At 56.8% G+C, this 20666-nt stretch carries 17 protein-coding genes; 15 read left to right on the top strand and 2 right to left on the bottom strand.

What is annotated here, in order from left to right; all coding sequences use genetic code 11:
- The first annotated feature begins 5 nt into the window (after positions 1-5).
- Together GFH31_RS07940 and GFH31_RS07935 are read left to right on the top strand one after the other, a co-directional pair.
- Positions 6-749, top strand: a complete 744-nt coding sequence (locus tag GFH31_RS07940; RefSeq protein ID WP_055202803.1) for a succinate dehydrogenase/fumarate reductase iron-sulfur subunit — start codon at positions 6-8, stop codon at positions 747-749.
- Positions 750-1021: 272 nt separating this feature from the next.
- Positions 1022-2005: an NAD-dependent epimerase/dehydratase family protein gene (locus GFH31_RS07935; RefSeq protein ID WP_101571941.1), complete on the top strand. Its 984-nt coding sequence runs from the start codon at positions 1022-1024 to the stop codon at positions 2003-2005.
- Between the two features lie 55 nt (positions 2006-2060).
- Here the strand turns inward: GFH31_RS07935 and GFH31_RS07930 are convergent, their stop codons facing one another.
- A complete protein-coding gene (locus GFH31_RS07930; protein WP_101571943.1) occupies positions 2061-4112 on the bottom strand; it encodes a prolyl oligopeptidase family serine peptidase in 2052 nt (683 codons plus the stop codon).
- 117 nt (positions 4113-4229) lie between these two features.
- Between GFH31_RS07930 and GFH31_RS07925 the strand changes: the two genes are divergently transcribed.
- From GFH31_RS07925 to GFH31_RS07865, 13 genes are all read left to right on the top strand, one after another.
- Positions 4230-5051, top strand: coding sequence for a 2,3,4,5-tetrahydropyridine-2,6-dicarboxylate N-succinyltransferase (locus GFH31_RS07925; protein ID WP_055202810.1), 822 nt, complete (start codon positions 4230-4232; stop codon positions 5049-5051).
- Positions 5052-5057: 6 nt separating this feature from the next.
- Positions 5058-5837, top strand: coding sequence for a biotin--[acetyl-CoA-carboxylase] ligase (locus tag GFH31_RS07920; protein WP_118457105.1), 780 nt, complete (start codon positions 5058-5060; stop codon positions 5835-5837).
- Positions 5838-5901: 64 nt separating this feature from the next.
- On the top strand, positions 5902-6390 hold the full coding sequence (locus GFH31_RS07915; RefSeq protein ID WP_118457107.1) for an RNA polymerase sigma factor: 489 nt from the start codon (positions 5902-5904) through the stop codon (positions 6388-6390).
- Positions 6390-7229, top strand: a complete 840-nt coding sequence (locus tag GFH31_RS07910; protein WP_153497750.1) for a hypothetical protein — start codon at positions 6390-6392, stop codon at positions 7227-7229. The genes GFH31_RS07915 and GFH31_RS07910 overlap by 1 nt, the downstream gene beginning before the upstream one ends.
- A complete protein-coding gene (locus tag GFH31_RS07905) occupies positions 7222-8064 on the top strand; it encodes an outer membrane beta-barrel protein (protein WP_055202818.1) in 843 nt (280 codons plus the stop codon). Before GFH31_RS07910 ends, GFH31_RS07905 begins: the two co-directional genes overlap by 8 nt.
- 304 nt (positions 8065-8368) lie before the next feature.
- A complete protein-coding gene (gene deoC / locus GFH31_RS07900) occupies positions 8369-9247 on the top strand; it encodes a deoxyribose-phosphate aldolase (RefSeq protein WP_153497749.1) in 879 nt (292 codons plus the stop codon).
- Positions 9248-9471: 224 nt separating this feature from the next.
- Positions 9472-10836 (top strand): citrate/2-methylcitrate synthase, encoded by a 1365-nt coding sequence (locus tag GFH31_RS07895; protein WP_118655531.1) that lies wholly within the window; start codon positions 9472-9474, stop codon positions 10834-10836.
- Positions 10837-10986: 150 nt separating this feature from the next.
- Positions 10987-12654, top strand: coding sequence for a hypothetical protein (locus GFH31_RS07890; protein ID WP_101571949.1), 1668 nt, complete (start codon positions 10987-10989; stop codon positions 12652-12654).
- A complete protein-coding gene (locus tag GFH31_RS07885; protein ID WP_055202826.1) occupies positions 12651-13925 on the top strand; it encodes a GDSL-type esterase/lipase family protein in 1275 nt (424 codons plus the stop codon). Before GFH31_RS07890 ends, GFH31_RS07885 begins: the two co-directional genes overlap by 4 nt.
- A 149-nt stretch (positions 13926-14074) precedes the next feature.
- Positions 14075-15574 (top strand): MBOAT family O-acyltransferase, encoded by a 1500-nt coding sequence (locus GFH31_RS07880; RefSeq protein ID WP_101571953.1) that lies wholly within the window; start codon positions 14075-14077, stop codon positions 15572-15574.
- Between the two features lie 71 nt (positions 15575-15645).
- Positions 15646-16248 (top strand): phosphatase PAP2 family protein, encoded by a 603-nt coding sequence (locus GFH31_RS07875; protein ID WP_055202830.1) that lies wholly within the window; start codon positions 15646-15648, stop codon positions 16246-16248.
- Positions 16245-16961 carry a methyltransferase family protein gene (locus GFH31_RS07870; RefSeq protein ID WP_101571957.1) on the top strand — a complete coding sequence of 239 codons (717 nt, stop codon included), beginning with the start codon at positions 16245-16247 and terminating at the stop codon, positions 16959-16961. Before GFH31_RS07875 ends, GFH31_RS07870 begins: the two co-directional genes overlap by 4 nt.
- 50 nt (positions 16962-17011) lie before the next feature.
- Positions 17012-19336: a glycosyl hydrolase gene (locus tag GFH31_RS07865; protein WP_153497748.1), complete on the top strand. Its 2325-nt coding sequence runs from the start codon at positions 17012-17014 to the stop codon at positions 19334-19336.
- Between the two features lie 80 nt (positions 19337-19416).
- Here GFH31_RS07865 and GFH31_RS07860 read toward each other — a convergent pair whose 3' ends face one another.
- Positions 19417-20427: an aspartate-semialdehyde dehydrogenase gene (locus GFH31_RS07860; protein WP_101571961.1), complete on the bottom strand. Its 1011-nt coding sequence runs from the start codon at positions 20425-20427 to the stop codon at positions 19417-19419.
- Between the last annotated feature and the right edge of the window lie 239 nt (positions 20428-20666).

Raw genomic sequence — 20666 nt, 5'->3', positions numbered from 1 at the left:
AGACAATGAATTTGAAATTAAAGATATGGCGTCAGCAAAACGCCCACGCGCAGGGGAAGTTCGTCGACTATACCGTTGAAAACATCTCCCCCGACACCTCGTTTCTGGAAATGCTGGATATCCTCAACAACAAGCTGATCCAGAACAACGAAGAACCCGTCGTGTTCGACCATGACTGCCGCGAAGGCATCTGCGGCATGTGCTCGTTGCACATCAACGGTCATGCGCACGGACCCGATACCGACATCACCACCTGCCAGTTGCACATGCGCAAGTTCAAGGACGGGGATACCATCACGATCGAACCGTGGCGTTCGCGCGCTTTCCCGGTAATCAAGGACTTGGCCGTAGACCGTAGCGCCTACGACAAGATCCTGCAGGCCGGCGGTTTCATTTCGGTCAATACCGGCGGCGTGCCCGATGCCAACACGATTCCGATCCCGAAACCGGATGCCGACGAAAGCATGGACGCGGCCGCCTGCATCGGTTGCGGCGCCTGCGTAGCCACCTGCAAGAACGGTTCCGCGATGCTGTTCGTCGCCGCCCGCGTTTCGTCGCTGGCCAAGCTGCCGCAGGGCCGCGTCGAAGCGGCCCGCCGCGCCAAAGCGATGGTCGCTAAGATGGACGAACTCGGATTCGGGGCCTGCACCAACACCGGCGCCTGCGAAGCGGAATGTCCGAAAGGGATCTCGATCGCCCACATCGCCCGGTTGAACCGCGAATTCCTTTCCGCCAAACTGAAAGATTAAGCTTTCTCGCATTATTTGCCGGAGTCGATCCGGCATCCGAAACGAAAAGCGTTTTACCGTTCGGGTAAAACGCTTTTCGTTATTTCGACCATTGTTCAAAAATTACGGCTACGATCGGGAGTAGCGGGCTATAAAACCCGAATCGATGCCAATCAATATGATGTACAACAACATATTGCATTACAAACGTCTGCCGAACGGCCATCTTCGCAAATCCACAAAATCTCTTGGAACGGTTCTTGCTTAATCCGTTTTAAACATTTTATGCAATCATGAAAAAAAAGATACTCGTTACCGGCGGAGCCGGTTTCATCGGCAGCCACCTGTGCGAACGTCTGCTGGCGGACGGGCACGAAGTGGTCGCGGTGGACAATTTCGTCACGGGCAACCGCCAGAACGTGGAACACCTGCTGCACAACCCGCAGTTCCACCTGATCCGGCACGACATCACATTCCCCTACTTCGAAGAGGTCGACTGCATCTACAACCTGGCCTGCCCGTCGGCGCCGGTCTATTACATGCACGATCCGGTGATGGCGCTGAAAACCTCGCTCGTCGGATCGATCAACGTGCTCGAAGTGGCCAAGCGGATGCGGGCCCGCATCGTACACGCCTCCTCCTCGAAAGTATACGGCCTGATCCAGTCGGGCCCCGTCCCGGAAGAGTTCCGCGGCAACGTGAACCCGGTCGGCGAACACAGCGCTTACGAAGAGGGCAAACGCGCCGCAGAATCGCTTTTTACGGCCTACCACAACCAGTACGGCGTCGACACGCGGATCGCCCGGCTGTTCAACGTTTACGGCCCGCGTATGGCGTTGAACGACGGCAAAGTGATCTCCGGATTTATCCGCAACGCCCTTTACGGCGAAAACATCACGATCCGCGGCAACGGAACGCAGACGCGCTGCTTCCTGTACATCGACGACGCGGTCGAAGCGTTGGTACGGATGATGGGAACCGACGGCAACCTGTCGAAACCGATCAACATCGGCGGAATCGACCCGATGCGAATCGACGCATTGGCCGAAGACGTGGTGAACCTGACCGGCAGCTCGTCTAAAACGGTGCGCTTGAACCTAACGGCCGATTCCGTCCAGCATGCGATCCCCGACATCCGCTATGCCCGCCAGAGGCTGGGCTGGGAACCGCTGGTGCCGATCGAAGAAGGATTGGTACGCACGATCAAATATTTCAAAAACGCGATGAAGTCCGAGAAAAAACCGTTCCCGTTCATGAGCTGGGTCGAAATGATGTAGGATTTCGATACGAACGACAACGGGGAGTTCCGGCGACGATACCGGAACTCCCCGTTCATTTTACCTCCGTACCGGTATTCCGGAACAGGAAAACGAGCACATCCGCCTGTTCGTCGATCCTTTTCGCGGTGGGCTTGCCGAGGCCATGCCCGGCGGCGGTATCGATCCGGATCAGCACCGGCCGGTCGCATCCCTGCGCGGCCTGCAACGTCGCGGCGAACTTGAACGAGTGCGCCGGCACCACCCGGTCGTCGTGATCGGCGGTCGTGACCAGCGTAGCCGGATAACACGTCCCCGGCCGGATATTGTGCAACGGCGAATAACGGTACAGGTATTCGAAATCGGCCGGGCGGTCGCTGCTGCCGTACTCCACGACCCAGCCCCAACCGACGGTAAACTTATGGTAGCGCAACATGTCCATCACGCCGACGGCCGGAAGCGCCACGGCAAAGAGGTCGGGCCGCTGCACCATGCAGGCGCCGACGAGCAGGCCGCCGTTCGAACCGCCGGCGATCGCCAACTTATGCGGAGCGGTGTATTTCCGGTCGATCAAGTATTCGGCGGCCGCGATAAAGTCGTCGAACACGTTCTGCTTAGCGGAAAGCATACCCGCCCGGTGCCACCGTTCCCCGAACTCGCCGCCGCCGCGCAGGTTCGCCACCGCATAAATGCCGCCCTGCTCCATCAACAGCACCGCCAACGGCGAGAAACCCGGCGTCAGATTGATGTTGAAACCGCCGTATCCGTACAGGTAAACGGGATTCTCTCCGTTCCGTTCCAGCTCTTTGCGGTGCGCCAGGAACATCGGAACGCGCGTTCCGTCCCGGCTCTCGTATTCGTGCCGTTCGACGACGAATTCCTCCGGGGAAAACTTCACCGGCGAAATCCGGTACGGCTCGGAAGCCCCGGTCGCCGGATCGTAGCGGTAAACGGCCGGCGGTTGCGTGAACGAAGCGTAAGCATAAAATATCTCGGACGGAACGTCTCCGCCGCTGAAACCGGTTACCGTCCCAATGCCGGGCAACCGCACCTCCCGCACCGGCCGGCCTCCCAGGTCGTACTGCACGACGGCGCTGTGCGCGCGATCGAGGTAATGCGCGAACAACGCCCCGCCGGCCACGGACGCCGCGACCAACTGCCGATCGGATGCGGCCAACAGTTCGGTGATCTCCGGATAACCGGCGCTGAAATCCACCTGCAACAGCCGACCGTTCGGCGCTCCCTGGTTCGTATGGAAAATCGCCCGGTCGTCTTGCGCATAAACCAGCGCATAATCGCCGGTAAACCCGAAGAACAGCTTGCGAAACGTCCGGTCGTGCCGCGAAAGGTCGCGGTACAGCACTTCGTTGCCGCAGGTTCCCTCGGCGACCGTAACGAAGAGCTGCCGGTCGTCCCGGCTAACCGCCGCAGTCAGGTAGCGCAGCGGATGCTCTTCGTCGCAATATATCGTGCGGTCGGCCGACTGATCGGTCCCGATCCGGTGAAAAAACACTTTTTGAGAGTGGTTGCAGGCCGACAGCGCCTTTTCCGGAGCCGGCCGGTCGTACCCGCTGTAATAAAACCCGTCTCCGCTCCATACGGCTCCGGAGAATTTGACCCAACGGATGCGGTCGGGCAGCAGGTCTCCCGTAGCGAGCTCCTTTATGCGAAGCTCCACCCAATCCGAACCCGATTCGGCCGCCGAAAAAGCCATGTAACGATTATCCCGCGAGAACGACACGCCGGTCAGCGCGACCGTACCTTCTTCCGACAGCGTATTCGGATCGAGGAATACCTCGGGGCCCTTCCCGTCCCGCTGCCGGTACAAAACGCTTTGGTTCCGCAACCCGTCGTTTTCAAAGAAAAAACGGGAATCGCCGTGGCGTTCCGGAATCCCGTACTTCGGATAATCCCACAATTCGGCCAGCCGGGCGGCGATCCGGTCGCGTTCCGGAAACTGCGACAGGTAGCGGCGGGTCACTTCGTTCTCGGCCGCCACCCAGCGGACGGTTTCGTCCGAACGGTCGTCTTCGAGCCAGCGGTAGGGATCGGCCACTTCGGTTCCGAAATAATCGTCCGTCGTATCGTCCCGCCGGGCAACGGGATAGGTCAGTTCTATCGTTCTCATATCTGAATCGTTCCGCCGTCCGCCCCAAGGGACGGGCAGTGCACAAAAATAGGGATTGTTTCCCGGAATCCGACAGATTTTTTTAACTTTGCGATCATACCTTAACGGAGAACGGATATGTGCGAAGAATTGAAAAAAACGGTAGAAAAAGCTTGGGATAACCGGGAATTGCTCGGCGACGAGCGCGTCAAACAGGCGATCCGCGACGCGATCGACCTGCTCGACAAAGGAAAGCTGCGGACGGCGGAACCGCTCGCCGACGGAACGTGGCAGGTGAACGAATGGGTCAAAAAAGCGGTCATCCTCTACTTCCCGATCCAGCAGATCGAAGTGATCGAAGCCGGCCCGCTGGAGTTTCACGACAAACTGAAACTGAAAACCGGATACCGCGAACTGGGCGTCCGCGTCGTACCGCAGGCTACGGCCCGTTACGGAGCCTACCTGGCCCCCGGCGTAATCATGATGCCGTCGTACGTCAACATCGGCGCTTACGTCGATGAAGGGACGATGGTCGATACGTGGGTGACCGTGGGTTCGTGCGCCCAGATCGGCAAACGCGTCCACCTGAGCGGCGGCGTAGGGATCGGCGGCGTGCTGGAACCCGTACAGGCGGCCCCGGTGATTATCGAGGACAACTGTTTCGTCGGCAGCCGCTGCATCGTCGTCGAAGGGGCCCATATCTGCCGCGAAGCGGTGCTCGGCGCCAACGTGGTGATTACCGGTTCGACCAAGATCATCGACGTGACGGGTCGGGAACCGAAAATTTACAAAGGGTACGTTCCGCCCCGCTCGGTCGTAATCCCCGGTTCGTACACGAAGCAGTTCCCCGCCGGAACTTACCAGGTTCCGTGCGCGCTGATCATCGGGCAGCGCAAAGCCTCGACCGACCTGAAAACGACGCTGAACGACGCCCTGCGGGAATTCAATGTATCCGTATAACCGATCATGGGAATAAAACAGGAACTCGAACGATTCGCCGGGCAGGTCGGATTCACGCTCGCCTACCTCGACGAAACGACGTCGACGAACGACGTCGCCCGCGACCCGCGCTACGACGCCGGAGCGGTCGTTATCGCCGAACGGCAAAGCCGCGGACGCGGACAGCGCGGGAACAGTTGGAGCAGCTCCGCCGGAGCGAACCTGACTTTCTCGGTCGTACTGTGCCCCGGATTCCTGGAAACCGCGCAGCAATTTTACCTGTCGAAAGCCGTATCGCTGGCCGTATGCGACACGGTGGAAAGCTTCGGCGTCCGGCCGCAGGTCAAATGGCCGAACGACATCTACATCGACGGACGGAAAGTGGCCGGCATTTTGATCGAAAACGATTTGGCGGGAAATTTTCTTTCCCGTTCGGTCGTGGGAATCGGGATCAACGTCAACCAAACCGAATTCGATCCGGCCTTGCCGAATCCGACATCGCTCGCAGTCGCCGCGGGCCGGAAGCTGGACAGGGCGGAAGTTTTTAGACTATTTTACGAAAAAATGAGTTTCCGCTACGGGCAGTTGCAGCAACAACGGTACGCGGCGATGGATACGGACTACGCCGCCAGGCTTTACCGCCTCGGCGAGACGCATTCGTTTGTGGACGGACGGACGAAAGTCCGTTTCGAGGGGACGATCTGCGGCGTTCTTCCGACCGGCGAATTGGAGGTCAGACACCGCGACGGACAAATGCACCGGTATCTCTTCAAGGAGATCGAATACACGATTACGGGAATCGGCTGATTTAACGCGGAACGACTGTAACTTTTGCGCTGAAAATACGTTGTAATGACAAATACCGGACTTAATGACAGTTTCTGAATACGATAAATGTGTCAGACAATATTCCGATAATTTATACCGTTTCATACTGAAATCATTACGCAATGACGAGCAGGCGAAAGATATTGTCCAGGAGAGTTTTCTGAGGTTGTGGGAAAACCGGGAAGCCGTCATCGAAGGAAAAGAGAAGTCCTATCTTTTTACCATAGCGTACCGGCTGATCGTAGATCATGTTCGTCTCGAAAAGCGTTACACCGGCGACGAAACCTTGCTGAAAAACCGACACTCCCCGGCGGAAAGAGAATATAACAACGCACGGGAAATGCTCGAACACTATTTGAACGAACTCCCGCCGATGCAGAAATCCCTGATCCTGTTGCGGGATTACGAAGGATACAGCTACCGGGAGATGGCGGAAATGACCCATCTGACCGAAGCGCAGGTGAAAGTCTACATTTTCAGGGCGCGGGTGGCATTGAAAAAGAACATTGGAGACATAAATAATATTTTGTAATGAAAATCGGTCCGGATAATTACCAGGAATGGGCCTTGGATTACATCGAAGGTAATCTGAGCAGGGAGGAGCGCGCCTCGTTCGAATCCTTCCTTACCCGGCATGCGGACATAGCCCGCGAAATCGCGTCTTTGCAGGACGACATGCCGGTAATGGTCGCCGAACAGATCGTTTACCCCGACAAACGCTCCCTGTTGCGGGGAGGAAAAACAATGAGCTTCGGCCGGATCACGTCGTTTCTGGGCGGAGCGGCGGCGGCATCGCTGCTGATCGGACTGTTTACGCTGGTCGACAGCCATTCGTCGCAGAAGGAGCAGTTGCTCGCCGACCGGGCGAAAGAGGTTTTCCGCGAAGAGCTTCCGGCCGAACAGGACGAATGGACCGCTTCGGAAAGCACGGGCGGCAGCGAAGAGAAACAAGACATCCCGCAACTGGCCGCCGCCGTACCGCAACGAGCCGCGTCCGGCAACCGCATCGCCCTCCGGACCAACGTCCCGACAACGTCCCGGACGAACGCCCAGGCCGTACAGCCCGAGCGCATTCAGCCGTTGTCGGAGCTGATCGGCAGCGAACCGCAACTGATCGCGCCGACGAGCGAACCGATCGCCCTGGCGGCGCTCAAGACCGGCGCGGAAATCTCCGGAACTCCGGGCGCAAAGACGCAGGCCGGCGCGGAAAAGAGCGCCGAACCCAAAAAATTCAACCTGATTTCGCTGTTCGCCCCGTTCGATCCGATCATTCCGATCAAAACTTACCGAACCGAAAACGAACACGGAATCGAAATTGCATCCATCCTACGGATCGGCAACAAAATACAAAAAACGGAAGCTCATGATTAAAAAAGCGCTACTCTCGACGCTGTTCATCGGTTATATCATCTGTCCGGCACAGGCGCAAAACACGGATACCGTCTCCCAGAAACGCGAAACGTTCGTCCTGGAAGAGGGACGCCCCGACAGATCGAAAAGCAGATCGAACCAAAGCAAGCTCGTCGTCGCGGTCAATAACTTTTCCCAAAAATCGAACTCGGATCGTCACAGCAAACTGCTGTGGAACGACGGCCACTGGGCCGGGATCGGCATCCATTACAGCGGCCTGATCACCAACCTCGGAGACATGCAGCTTCCGGACGACGCGCAATACCTGTCCCAAAGCGCCAAATCGATCGGAGTCACGCTGAATCCAATCGACTATACGCTACTGAAAAGCAGGCACGTAGGCTTGCTGACCGGGATCGGCGTCGAATTCAATAACTTCCGTTTCGACAACAACATCGCGCTGAAACAGGAAAACGGCGTCACCGTCCCCGACTATCAATACGAAGAACAACACATCCGGTTGAGCAAATCGAAACTATACACCTGCTACCTGAATGTTCCGCTGCTGGTCGAATTCCAGATGGGGCGCCGCAACGACTTCTTTATCAACGCCGGCATGGTCGGCGGATGGCGGATGGGGACGCACTCCAAAATCAAAGCTTCCGACCCGCGGCTGAGCGGCAAATTCAAGAACCACAGCAATTTCGGACTGCGTAATTTTCATTACGGCTACACCCTCAACATCGGCTACAACCATTTCGCCATCTCGGCGACATATTACCGTTCCACGCTCTTCAAAGACGGCAAAGGCCCCCGGGTTCAGCAGATCAACGTCGGGCTGTCGTTTATTTTGTAATCGCCGCGCGGCCGTTCGTTTTTCGCGCCGCAATTTTGCTCGAAACGGCGGAAACGACCGTTTTCATACCCGTTTACGTACGCCGGGCCGCTCCGCATCGAACGGCCCGACTTTATTTCTCCGTACCGCAAATTATCCTGCCGGCCCGGAAAATCTTACCGTTCTTCGAAAATTCCGTCGGAAAGCCGCCCCGTCCTTCCGACCCGGCGGAATGCGGCCAAACCGATTCCTCCCCCCGGAAACTATTGAAAAATCGCCGGAAAATGCGTATCTTTGCAAAGGAAACCTTTTAACCGCCCCGAAGATGGAATACAGCAATAATCTGAAAAAGTTCGGCGCCGGACTCCCGGCCGGACAGGTCGATAAAATCGTTGCCGGTATCCGTCCCCTCGCGGAAAAGAACCGGAATACGGAGGTCTATAAACGCTGTTTCGGTTTCATCGACCTGACTTCGCTGAACAGCACCGATTCGCACGAGCGGATCGAACGGTTCGTCACGAAAGCCGTCGAATTTCCGAATCGTTTCTCCGGAATCCCGGGCGTCGCATCGGTATGTATCTACCCGGCTTTCGTCGAAACGGCAGGCCTGGTTATCAGCGACTCCAAAATGGCGATCACCAGCGTAACGGGAGGATTCCCCGCTTCGCAGACTTACTTGGAGGTCAAAATGCTCGAAACGGCGATGGCCGTCGAGAACGGCGCCGACGAAATCGACATCGTTATCAGCATCGGAGAGTTTCTCAACGGCGAATACGACCTGATGGGCAACGAAATTGAAACGCTCCGTAAGGAGATCGGCGACGAGATCACCCTGAAAGTGATCCTCGAATCGGGCATCCTGGCCGAGCCGGAACTGATCCACCGGGCCGCCGTGATCGCCATGCTCGCCGGAGCCGATTTCATCAAAACCTCGACCGGCAAGGCTTCGGTCGCCGCGACTCCCGAAGCGGCGGTAGTGATGTGCGAAGCCATCAGGCTGTTCGCCGCACAAACCGGACGCAAGGTGGGATTCAAAGCGGCCGGAGGAATTTCGACCCCGGAAGACGCTGCGCTTTACTACACGATCGTACAGGAAATCCTGGGCGAGGAGTGGCTTACGCCGGAACGTTTCCGGATCGGCGCCAGCTCGCTGGCGAACAACCTGCTCTCGGCCATCGAGGGCAATCCCGTACACTATTTTTAACACCGGACGACCATTTTTCCGACGCCGGTTTTACGGGCAAACTGCGGGTTCTCCAGACCGGAGGACATCCCTGTAACTACTTGTGGCTTGTTCCCGTATCGGCTACCTCGACCCCGGATCGGGAAAAAATCCGAAAAGAACGACCGGATCGTTTCCGGCGATAGTAAATTACAAAATTTTTTTATAAATTGCGAGGCTTGAACTGATAATAAAGGAGGATAAAGATGGAAAAGGAATGCATAATCAGCAGATTGTCGGAATCGATTAAAACGACCAGCCGTATTGATAACGAACTTTTTACCGAATACAACGTAAAACGGGGACTTCGCAACGAAGATCATTCCGGAGTGCTGGTCGGGTTGACTAAAATCGGAAACGTGGTAGGTTACGAAAAATTGCCCGAAGGAGGACTCAAAGCGATCCCGGGACGGCTGATCTACCGCGGCATCGACGTCGAAGACCTGGTTCGGGGCATTCTGGCCGAAAAACGGTTCGGCTTCGAAGAAACCGCATTCCTATTGCTATCCGGCTACCTTCCCGACAAAGAAGAACTGGCCGCTTTCAGCAACATGGTGCACCAGTGCATGCCGCTGACCCAGAAGACCAAAATGAACATCCTCGACCTGGAGGGCCAGAACATCATGAATATCCTGGCCCGCAGCGTATTGGAGATGTATACCTTCGACGAAAACCCCGACGACACTTCGCGGAACAACCTGATGCGCCAGTCGGTGGACCTGATCTCGAAGTTCCCGACCATCATCGCTTACGCGTACAACATCATGCGCCACAGCAACCAGGGACGTTCGCTGCACATTCGTTTCCCGAAAGAGAACCTTTCGGTCGCGGAGAATTTTCTGTACATGCTGAAAGGAGGTTATACCGCTCTGGATGCCCGGACGCTGGATCTGGCCCTCATGCTCCATGCCGAACACGGCGGCGGCAACAACTCCACGTTTACGGTCCGCGTGACCAGTTCGTCGGGCACCGATACCTACTCTTCGATCGCCGCGGCGATCGGGTCGCTGAAAGGGCCGCTGCACGGCGGAGCCAACCTCGCAGTCGTAAGCATGTTCAACCACCTGAAAGAAAATATCCGCAACTGGAAAAGCGTCTCCGAAATAGACGACTACCTGCAGAAAATGCTACGCAAAGAGGTATACGACAAATGCGGGCTGATCTACGGCATCGGACATGCCGTTTATACGATCTCCGACCCCCGCGCGCTGCTGCTGAAGGAGATGGCCCGCGATCTGGCCCGGGAGAAAGGCCGCGAAGAGGAGTTCGCTTTCCTCGAACTGCTCGAAGAGCGCGCCGTCGAAAACTTCATGAATTTCAAAGGAAACAAAGTAAATAAAAGAGTTTGCGCGAACGTCGACTTCTATTCCGGATTCGTTTACGAAATGATCGGGCTCCCGAGCGAAGTCTTCACCCCGCTGTTCGCCATGAGCCGCATCACCGGATGGGCCGCGCACCGGATCGAAGAACTGAACTTCGACAGCAAACGGATCATTCGCCCGGCCTACCGGAACGTCGGACCCGAAAAGAAATTCATTCCGATGGAAAAAAGAGGGCAGGCAAAAGTCTAAGCGCAAAAACCTCACTCTGACAACCGAAAGCGGCCTGTCGGGCCGCTTTTTGCTTTTACGGCGGATCGGGCCGAAAGAAAAAGGGAAATCGTATAGGGCCGTACGAATGATTTTTATTAACTTCGCAACGGGTTTTGAACCTTCGCGTCTATGAATCGAAAACAAGATTATACGGGTCGGAGCTTTCTGATCACCGTTTTTGTCATCCTCTTTCTGCTGGGCATATCCCGGATTCCGAAAGTCACCTTCGGCAAAACGACCTTGAAAAAGATCAATATCCTGTCCGATCTGATCCAGGACGAACACGAACCGATTCCGGAAACCAATCTCTATTTCGACACTACCTTCCTGGCGGAAGGAGAAGCGCTCGAGGCCGAAGCACGGGCGGCGGCAGATTCGCAGGCAGAAAAACAAACGGCACAGACGAACGCACGGACGGTTCAGGCAACGGTTCCCCATACCCGGGACGATTCCCGACACGAGTCATCCGCAGAGGTGCAGCGCGGCGACAGCGCGGCGGAGCAACCTCCCGCACCGGTCGTCGAACGGATCGGATTCCTCGAAGATTTCGGAACGGACGGCCCGTCGATGCTCCATTTCTACGACGCTCTGTTGAAAAAAGAGGGCAAACGCCCGGTACGGATCGCGGTGCTGGGCGATTCGTTCATCGAAGGAGATATCATCACGGCCGACATCCGGGAACAACTGCAAGATCTGTACGGCGGCGGGGGCGTAGGATTCGTGCCGTTTTCGTCGCCGATCGCCCAGTTCCGGGGAACGGTGCGCCACACGTTCGACGGCTGGACGACGCTGGACGTAAAAAACGCCCGGCAGGCTCCCGAAGAGTACCGAGATAAATTTTTCGTATCGGGCAGCCTGTGCATCCCCGACGAAAGCGCTTCGGTGCAAATGAAAGGCGTCATGTTCCGCAAGCACATCGACCGCGCGTCGGTCGCCCGGCTGATCTTTACGAACCGCGAACGAACGACGATCCATGTAACGATCAACGATACGATCCATAAAGTCTACAACCCCGAACCGGGCCCGGAAGTCCAGCAGATCGACATCCACACCCCGATCCGTTCGCTCGAAGTCCGGATCGCCAATCCGGCGGGATTCATCGGTTACGGGATCGTTTTCGAAAACAAAAACGGCGTCAGTCTCGACAACTATTCGATCCGGGGCAACAGCGGACTAGCCCTGTTCGGAACCAACGCCGCAGTCAACGCGCGAATCGGCGCCATGCGCGGGTACGACCTGATTATCCTGCAATACGGCCTGAACGTCATGTCGGCCGACGTCCTGCATTACGGCTCCTATGAAAAGGCTTTCATAAAGGTAATCAATTACATGAAACGCTGTTTCCCGAACAGCAGCATACTGGTCATGGGCGTCTGCGACCGCAGTACGCAACGCGACGGGGAATTCGTCACGATGCCCGCCGTGCGGGGAATGATCGAAGCGCAGCGGAACGCCGCCCGGGAAACGGGCGTCGCATTCTGGAACACTTTCGAAGCGATGGGAGGCGAAAACAGCATGGTCGAGTTCGTCCGCAAGAACTGGGCGGCGAAAGACTACACCCACCTGGGTTACGCCGGCGGAAAATTCATCGCCGGGAAACTGGTCGGGAACTGGATGCAGGGAGTCGAAGCGGAGCAGCAGCGCCGGGACCGGATCGAAGAGGAACGCCGGAAAAACGAGATGCTGCATTACAACCGGAACGATACGATCCCCGGAACCATCGAAACGGAGACGGAAACGGATTCAGACGCGGACGCAGATACGACCTTCACGACAAACGAATTCGCACAACCATGATCCTCAAAGGAATACCATACCTGCAAACAATCCTGACTTTGCTGCTGTGCGGCACGGCGTTTACCGCGCGCGCGCAGGCGGATTCCGCCGAGCCGGCCGACTCTTGTTATCCGGAAATCATCTGTCCCGACTCGAACCGCCTCGGCGGTAACGTCGCAGCGCTCGAACCCCTTTTCCAAAAACTGGAGGCACTCGAAAAAAAGGATACGACAGCCGTGATCTCGATCCTGCAAATCGGCGATTCGCATATCCAGGCCGGATTTTTCCCCAACGAAGTGCGTGAAAACCTCCAACGCGAATTCGGCAATGCGGGGCGCGGCCTGATCGTCCCGCTGAAGCTGGCCGGAACGAACGAACCGCCGGATTACGCGATCACCTCGCCGAACAGTTGGAACCGCAGCAACTGCATCACGCGCGCCGCAACCGAAGAACCGGGCATGTCGGGCATGTCGATCGTTACCTACGACCGCCATATCGAACTGGATATCAAAACCAAGGAACCGTTCGACCGCATCTGGGCATTCCACCACCGCGAAGCGCCGCTGCTCACGGTTCCCGATTCGCTGTCCGACGGGATTTGCTGTCCCGCCCTAGACAACGACGAAATGACGCTGATCCCGCTGAGCCGGCCGGTCGAACAGATCAGGTTGTGCGCTTCGGTCGCGGACTCGTCGTTCGCCCATTCGGCTTTTTACGGTTTTTCCCTCGAAAACGGTCGCAGCGGAGTCCTGTACCACAGTTTCGGCATCAACGGCAACACCTACGCCGCCATTAACCGCAACCCGCAGATCGTCCGCCAGGCATCTGGACTGTGCCCCGATCTGGTAATCGTCTCGCTCGGCACGAACGACAGCTACGGCGCGTCTTTCGATCCGGCCGACGCGGACGTTCAGATCACCCGGCTGATCGACTCGATCCGCCGGAACATGCCCGCTTCCGTTCTGCTGCTGACCACTCCGATGGAACACTGCAGACGGATACGTTCCAAAGGCCGCACCTACCGGAAACCCAACCCGAACGCCTGCGCCATGCGGGAATGCATTCTGCGGCAGGCGGCGCTGTACCGGCTGCCGGTCTGGGATTTCTACGCGGCAGCGGGCGGCGACGGAGCAATGGGCCGATGGGCCGATCTCGGAATAGCCAACGCCGACCGGGTGCACCTTTCGCGCGAAGGATACCGGCTGCAGGGAAAACTTTTCTACGACGCGATCATGAAAGCCTACGACCACTACCGCAAACATAACGGAGAACTCAAGATTCTGCTGAATTGATCCGCTCCCGAATCTTCGTTCCCGTCCGAATCCGGAAAACGATCGAAAAACTTTTCGTATTTCTTCCGCTCCGGTAGCGGTCGTAGAAAATAATATTAAATTTGCCCGCCGTTACCCGATGTTCCGGCGACCCAGAAAAAATCAGATATATGCCCGATGTTTCGTCCGTTTGCGACAAAATAACGGAAATACTCAGTTACGATCCGCTGCACCCGATCCTGTTTTCCAGCGGGCTGTTTCTGTTCCTGTTCGCCGGCTTCGCCTTTTTCTACCAATTCATGCGGCGGGCGGTCATGCTGCGGATGATCTATGTCGTGCTGTTTTCGCTCTATTTCTATTACAAAACCAGCGGACTGTTCCTGTTCCTGCTGGTCGGCATGTCGGTCTCGGACTACGTCATCGGCCGCTTCCTGTGTGCCGCCCGGAAGCAATCGCTGCGCAAATGGCTCGTAGCGCTGAGCCTTACGATCGACATCGGCGTGCTGTGCTATTTCAAATACACGAACTTTTTCATCGGCCTGCTCAACGACGTTTCGGGACGCGACTGGCTCGATTTCCAAAACATTTTCCTGCCCGTAGGAATCTCGTTTTTCACGTTCCAGTCAATCAGCTACATCATCGACCTGTACAAACGGCGGATCGATCCGGCCGACCAGTGGATCGACTACCTGTTCTATCTGTCGTTCTTCCCGCAACTGGTAGCCGGCCCGATTGTCAAAGCGAGGGATTTCATGCCGCAAATCCGCCAGAAGCCGATCGTCGTAACGCGCGAAATGTTCGGCATGGGAATCTTCCTGATCATATCGGGTCTTTTCAAAAAAGCCATTATTTCGGACTACATCAGTTTGAATTTCGTCGACCGCATATTCGACAACCCGCTCCTATACAGCGGGTTCGAGAATTTGATGGGCGTATACGGCTACGCCCTGCAAATCTACTGCGACTTCTCGGGCTATTCGGACATGGCGATCGGACTGGCGCTGCTGCTGGGTTTCCGCTTCCCGAAGAACTTCGACTCGCCGTATAAATCGGCTACGATCACCGAATTCTGGCGCAGGTGGCACATTTCGCTGTCGAGCTGGTTGAAAGATTACCTTTACATTTCGCTGGGCGGCAACCGCAAGGGAAAAGCCCGCACCTACCTGAACCTGTTCCTGACGATGCTGATCGGCGGGCTGTGGCACGGCGCGGCGATCCGTTTCGTACTGTGGGGCGCATGGCACGGCGCGGCGCTGGCCGTGCACAAATGGACGGTGAACCGCTTCCCTTCGTTCAAAAAGACGGGCGCGGACATGGTTCCCTGGCGACGGGTAATCGGTATCATCGTCACGTTCCACGTCGTCTGTTTCGGCTGGATCATGTTCCGCGCACAGGACATGCACAGCGTCACGCTGATAACATCCCAGATATTCAACCATTTCAATGCCGCGCTGATCCCGCAGGTGGTTTCCGGTTACGGAACGATCTTCGGACTGATGGCCGTCGGGTTCCTGCTGCACCTGCTGCCCGAAGCGGCCGAAACCTGGGGAAAAAGGGTCGTTACCGCCGCCCCCGTACTGGCGCAGGCCGTCATCATCACCGTCCTGATCTGGGGAATCATGCAGATCAAATCGTCCGAAATCCAACCGTTCATCTACTTCCAATTTTAGGGTTTCCGCACCGGATGTTTGACCGGAACGGATTTTAATCGTATTTTTGGGGATCAAAACGATCCGCACCTATGGTTTGGCAATCCCTTCTGGATATCGACAAGCAACTGCTGCTGGCCCTCAACGGGGACGGCGGAGCGGGCTGGGATACTTTTTTTTACATCGTTTCGGCCCGGCTGACCTGGGTTCCGCTTTATGCGGCGATCCTGTACGCGGTCTGGAAACAGTGGGGCTGGCGCCGCCTGCTGTGGGTAGCGGTCGTGCTCGGCCTGTGCGTCGGAGCGGCCGACCAGATCTGCAATTTCTTCAAACACTTCACGCCGAAATTCCGGCCGACCCATACGCCCGACATCGAAGCCTTCGTCCATACCGTGCGGGGTTACCGCGGCGGACTGTACGGCACGGTATCGGCCCATGCGGCGATCAGCTTCGCGATCGCGCTGTTCACCGCCCGGCTGTTCCGAAAAAGGTGGTATACGGTCGCTATCTTCGGATGGGCGCTGCTGCTCGCTTACAGCCGCATTTACCTCGGCGTCCATTACCCGATGGACATTCTGCTGGGGACGGCTCTCGGCCTCGGTCTCGGAGCCGGCGCGTTCGCGCTGTTCGGCCGGCTAATGAAACGGGTCGAAACGCCCCCGGAACGAACCGAAAACATTTCTTCCGATAAATGACGCTTTCAGAACGATACACCATTTTCCGTTACCGCCTCTGGCGTGCGCGGCGAAAACTGCCGCTGGTGCTGATCCCCGCCGGATGGATCGCCCTGTGGATCGCAGTGCCGTTCTCCGTTTACGACGGAATCGTCTATGCGGCGCTCTGCATCGCCTGCTCGCTGTGGGGATTCCTGATCCGCGCCCGCGCGCTCGGAACATCGGCTCCGCTGGCGCGAAAAAATGCCGAAACGGCCGAAAACGGCCCTGCCGTCTTCCCGACCGAGGGCATCTATGCCCGAATGCGGTATCCGCTCTATACGGGCAACTTTCTGGTCTGGTTCGGCTTTATCCTGTTCGTGGGCGTCAACTGGTTTATCGTCGCCGCGACAGCCGCATACGTCGCCTGCTACCTGATCGTCCTGAGCCGCGAAGAGGAACTGATGTTGCACAAGTACGGCGAAGATTTCCGCATCTGGTGCAAACAGACCCCCGCGCTGATCCCGAACCGCAGAGGCAAACGGTACCGGACGCGAAAATTCTCGTTTCTGGCCATTCTGCGCGGCGATTTCCGTAATTTCTGGGGAATGGCACTGCTATTCCTGCTGACGGCCATTCTGAAACGGCGCATGATTACCTTTTCGTGGAACGATTCGTGGCAGATAGCGTTGGCCGCCGCCGCCGCGTTGCTGCTGTTTCTGGTCGGAAGCCTGATCCGCCGGAAAAAATTTTAATATCTTACACATATCTTTATATTTGTAAGCGTTCGTTAATCATTCTGCAAATGAAAAAAACATTCCGAAAACTGCTCATATACGGGACGGTGCTCGCCGTATGCGGATGCCGCGGAGCCGGTCAGCGCGAAACCTGGGAAAAAGAGTTCGCCGACCCGTCGGACATCTACCGTCCGCAGCCGTTCTGGCACATCAACGGCACGCTGACCACCGAAGGAATCCGCAAACAACTGAGCGACGCCATCCAGGGAGACGGATTCGGCGGCGTGGCCGTCCTTCCGCTGAACCCGGGAGGCATGTGGGGCAATCAGGGCATCTGTCCCGGCACGACGCCCGTTTACCTGTCGGAAGGCTATTTCAACCGCTACCGGGACATCCTGGAATGTTCGGCCGAACAGGGAGCGCAGGTGATCCTGTACGACGACGTCGATTTCCCGAGCGGAACCGCCGGCGGCAAACTGGGCGAACAATTCCCGCAGTACACCCGCAAGAGGCTTTGTAAAACCGAAGAAGAGGCAATCGGACCGAAGAACGTAAAAATCGCCGTTCCGCTCCGGGACTCGTTCATGGGGGCCGCAGCGATGAACACGCTGACGCTCGAACGGATCGATCTCGGCGAATTCGTAACCGACAGCACGCTGGAATGGCAGGTACCGGAAGGAACATGGAAAATCATGTCGTTCGCGATGGAAAACCACGTAGACAACCACGTGGACTACATGGAGCCGAAGGCTGTCAAAGAGTTCATGAAAATGACCTACGACCAGTATGCCGAACGTTTCGAACCCTATTTCGGGAATACGATCACGAAAACGTTTTTCGACGACGTGGGCTATTACGGCATCGAGAATTACTGGAATCCGGAGCTTTCCGGCCTGTTCGAAAAACGCTATGGAAAAAAGGCGGCTCTGTATTACCCGGCCCTGTGGTACGATATCGGTACGGAAACCGATGCGGCACGGGTCGCCTTGTTCGGACTGCGCGCCGAGGCGATGGGCGACGGTTTCCCGCTTTGCGTAGCCGAATGGTGCGACCGCTACGGGTTGCAAAGCATGGGACACCCGCCCGGAAATTACGAGCCGACGACCGTCGATATGTACGGAGACCCATTCAAATTTTACCGGCACGTCCACATTCCGCTGATGGACGCCATCCACGGCTATCCGTACGGGCGTCCCGGCTTCAAACTGATCAGCTCGGCTGCCGACGCATTCGACAAACAACTCGTCGGCGCCGAAATTTACGGGAATTATTCGGATCGGGAGACCGATTCGGCCATGCTGTACCGGGTTGCGATGGAAGTCATGGCGCGGGGCGTCAACTTCCTGGTTCCGCACGGGATGTGGTACGAACCGGATACGGTCAAGATCCCGCCGCTGATCGCGCATTACAATCCGCGGCTGGCCCCGGCCCTGCCCGGATACAACGATTTCGCCGGCCGGAGCACGTTCCTGCTGCAAGGCGGTCGCCGGGTGGCCGACATCGCGCTGCTCTTCCCGATTCAGTCGCTCGAAGCGTGGTACGCCTGGGAAACCGGACGCCCCCGGTGCGGAAAAGACGTGCCTCCCGGCACCGACTACAACCGGATCGGCGATCTGCTGACCGGGCAGATCCGACGGGACTTTACTTTCCTGCATCCGGAAGACTTCGTCACGGACAAATACCAGATCGGCAACGGACAAATCAAGCTGAACACGCCGTCCACCGGACAGACGTACAAACTGCTTATCATGCCCTCCGGAAAAGTGCTCTCGGTGGAAACCTTACGGAAAATACGGGATTACTACCGAAGCGGCGGAAAAATACTGGCGACCAACCTGTTGCCGTCCAGATCCGCCGAATTCGGGCAGGATGCAGAAGCGGTCGCGCTGGTACGGGAGATTTTCGGCATCGATCCGGAGGCTCCGATGCCTGCCCGACAGGTCTCTTCTTCCAATGAAAACGGCGGAAAAACCATCTTCTTGCCGCAGGCCGAGTCGACCGCGCTGGCCGCAGCGATCGATTCGCTGTTGCCCGACCCGGACGTCCGGGTCGATCCGGTCGAAACGCTGGCCGCAGCCGGCCTGCCGGGACAGCCGCTGTTGGGCGTAGAACGGTTCCGCGACCTGCCGGCCGACGAACTCGGCATGTTCTCATATATCCACAAGCAGAAAGAGGGACAGGATATCTACCTGTTCGCCAACTCTACCGACAAACCGGTCGACACGCAGGTGAGCCTGAAAGGAAAGCTGAAACTCGAAAAGTGGAACCCGCATACCGGCACGATCGGGAAGTGGGAAGATGTCGAATACGACAGACATGCCGACGGCACGATCTATACCCGGATTCGCCTTACGCTCGAACCGGTCAGCGCCGTTTTCGCCATCGGAAAATAGTACGCACGATTCCAAAAAACGGGCATGAACTTAGGTTCATGCCCGTTTCCTATTCATACCTTCCCGTTCCCGGGAAATCCTTATTTCACATGTCCCTCCTTTACGAGGTATTCGGCGATCTGCACGGCATTCAGCGCCGCGCCTTTGCGAATCTGGTCGCTGACGCACCAGAACGTAAGTCCGTTCGGATCGGCCAGATCCTTGCGGATACGCCCCACGTACACGGCGTCCACACCGGCCAACGGCAGCGGCATCGGATAAACTTTTTCTCCCGGTTCGTCCATCAGCACCACCCCTTCTGCGCCCGCGAACGCCTTGCGCGCCTCTTCGACGGATACGGGCCGTTCGGTCTCGAGCCAGATCGACTCGGAGTGGGCGCGCATTACCGGAACGCGCACGCAGGTCGCACTGACCTTCACGTCCGAATGCATGATCTTACGCGTCTCGTTGAACATCTTCATCTCCTCTTTGGTATAACCGTTGTCGGTAAAGACATCCACCTGAGGGATAACATTGAAAGCCAATTGAAAAGCGAATTTTTCGACGGTCGGTTCTTCGCCGCGCACCAACTGGGCGTGCTGTTCGGCCAGTTCGGCCATCGCGCTCGCTCCGGCGCCGCTGGCGGACTGGTAAGTCGATACGTGCACCCGGCGGATATGGGACAGATTCTCGATCGCCTTGAGCGCCACGACCATCTGGATCGTCGTACAGTTCGGGTTAGCGATGATCCGGCGGGGCGGATTGACCGCATCGGTCGGATTCACTTCGGGAACCACCAGCGGCACATTTTCATCCATCCGGAATGCGCTCGAATTGTCGATCATCAGCGTCCCGAATTTGGTGATCGTCTCGGCAAACTCTTTCGACGTACCGGCTCCGGCCGACGCAAAAGCGATATCGACCCCTTTGAAATCGTCGTTATGGGCCAGCAGACGCACGGTCAGCTCCTTACCCCGGAACGTATATTTACGGCCCGCACTGCGTTCGGAACCGAACAATAACAATTCGTCGATCGGAAATTCCCGTTGTTCCAGCACCCGGAGAAATTCCTGGCCTACGGCGCCGCTTGCGCCAACAATCGCAACTTTCATAATTTTAAAGACTTTTAAACAGGAAACCTTCCCGCGGGGAAAGCCCTTTATTAAAAACGTTTCTATCTATTGTTTCGGCAAAAATAATGACTTTTTTTCGTAAAAGCCTTCTGTTTGCGACAAAGGTAACAGGTTTTATTTTAAAATAAACTATTTGTTAAATTTTTATTCTATTTGTTTTATTTACATGTTTTCGAAACATCTTCCATTAAAAATCATAAGACGGAATACCGACAGGG

Source organism: Alistipes sp. dk3624 (assembly GCF_009557455.1).
Taxonomy (GTDB): Bacteria; Bacteroidota; Bacteroidia; order Bacteroidales; family Rikenellaceae; genus Alistipes_A; species Alistipes_A hominis.
The sequence above is the reverse complement of the archived record's forward strand: the minus strand, read 5'-3'. Positions and strand labels throughout refer to the sequence as shown.

What these genes read in the sequence shown, in the direction of transcription:
- GFH31_RS07905 (WP_055202818.1), top strand. Translation starts at nt 7,222, where the DNA reads ATGATTAAAAAAGCGCTACTCTCGACGCTGTTCATCGGTTATATCATC.
- GFH31_RS07880 (WP_101571953.1), top strand. Translation starts at nt 14,075, where the DNA reads ATGCCCGATGTTTCGTCCGTTTGCGACAAAATAACGGAAATACTCAGT.
- GFH31_RS07940 (WP_055202803.1), top strand. Translation starts at nt 6, where the DNA reads ATGAATTTGAAATTAAAGATATGGCGTCAGCAAAACGCCCACGCGCAG.
- GFH31_RS07910 (WP_153497750.1), top strand. Translation starts at nt 6,390, where the DNA reads ATGAAAATCGGTCCGGATAATTACCAGGAATGGGCCTTGGATTACATC.
- GFH31_RS07925 (WP_055202810.1), top strand. Translation starts at nt 4,230, where the DNA reads ATGTGCGAAGAATTGAAAAAAACGGTAGAAAAAGCTTGGGATAACCGG.
- GFH31_RS07915 (WP_118457107.1), top strand. Translation starts at nt 5,902, where the DNA reads ATGACAGTTTCTGAATACGATAAATGTGTCAGACAATATTCCGATAAT.
- GFH31_RS07920 (WP_118457105.1), top strand. Translation starts at nt 5,058, where the DNA reads ATGGGAATAAAACAGGAACTCGAACGATTCGCCGGGCAGGTCGGATTC.
- deoC (WP_153497749.1), top strand. Translation starts at nt 8,369, where the DNA reads ATGGAATACAGCAATAATCTGAAAAAGTTCGGCGCCGGACTCCCGGCC.
- GFH31_RS07875 (WP_055202830.1), top strand. Translation starts at nt 15,646, where the DNA reads ATGGTTTGGCAATCCCTTCTGGATATCGACAAGCAACTGCTGCTGGCC.
- GFH31_RS07870 (WP_101571957.1), top strand. Translation starts at nt 16,245, where the DNA reads ATGACGCTTTCAGAACGATACACCATTTTCCGTTACCGCCTCTGGCGT.
- GFH31_RS07935 (WP_101571941.1), top strand. Translation starts at nt 1,022, where the DNA reads ATGAAAAAAAAGATACTCGTTACCGGCGGAGCCGGTTTCATCGGCAGC.
- GFH31_RS07885 (WP_055202826.1), top strand. Translation starts at nt 12,651, where the DNA reads ATGATCCTCAAAGGAATACCATACCTGCAAACAATCCTGACTTTGCTG.
- GFH31_RS07930 (WP_101571943.1), bottom strand. Translation starts at nt 4,112, where the DNA reads ATGAGAACGATAGAACTGACCTATCCCGTTGCCCGGCGGGACGATACG.
- GFH31_RS07890 (WP_101571949.1), top strand. Translation starts at nt 10,987, where the DNA reads ATGAATCGAAAACAAGATTATACGGGTCGGAGCTTTCTGATCACCGTT.
- GFH31_RS07865 (WP_153497748.1), top strand. Translation starts at nt 17,012, where the DNA reads ATGAAAAAAACATTCCGAAAACTGCTCATATACGGGACGGTGCTCGCC.
- GFH31_RS07895 (WP_118655531.1), top strand. Translation starts at nt 9,472, where the DNA reads ATGGAAAAGGAATGCATAATCAGCAGATTGTCGGAATCGATTAAAACG.
- GFH31_RS07860 (WP_101571961.1), bottom strand. Translation starts at nt 20,427, where the DNA reads ATGAAAGTTGCGATTGTTGGCGCAAGCGGCGCCGTAGGCCAGGAATTT.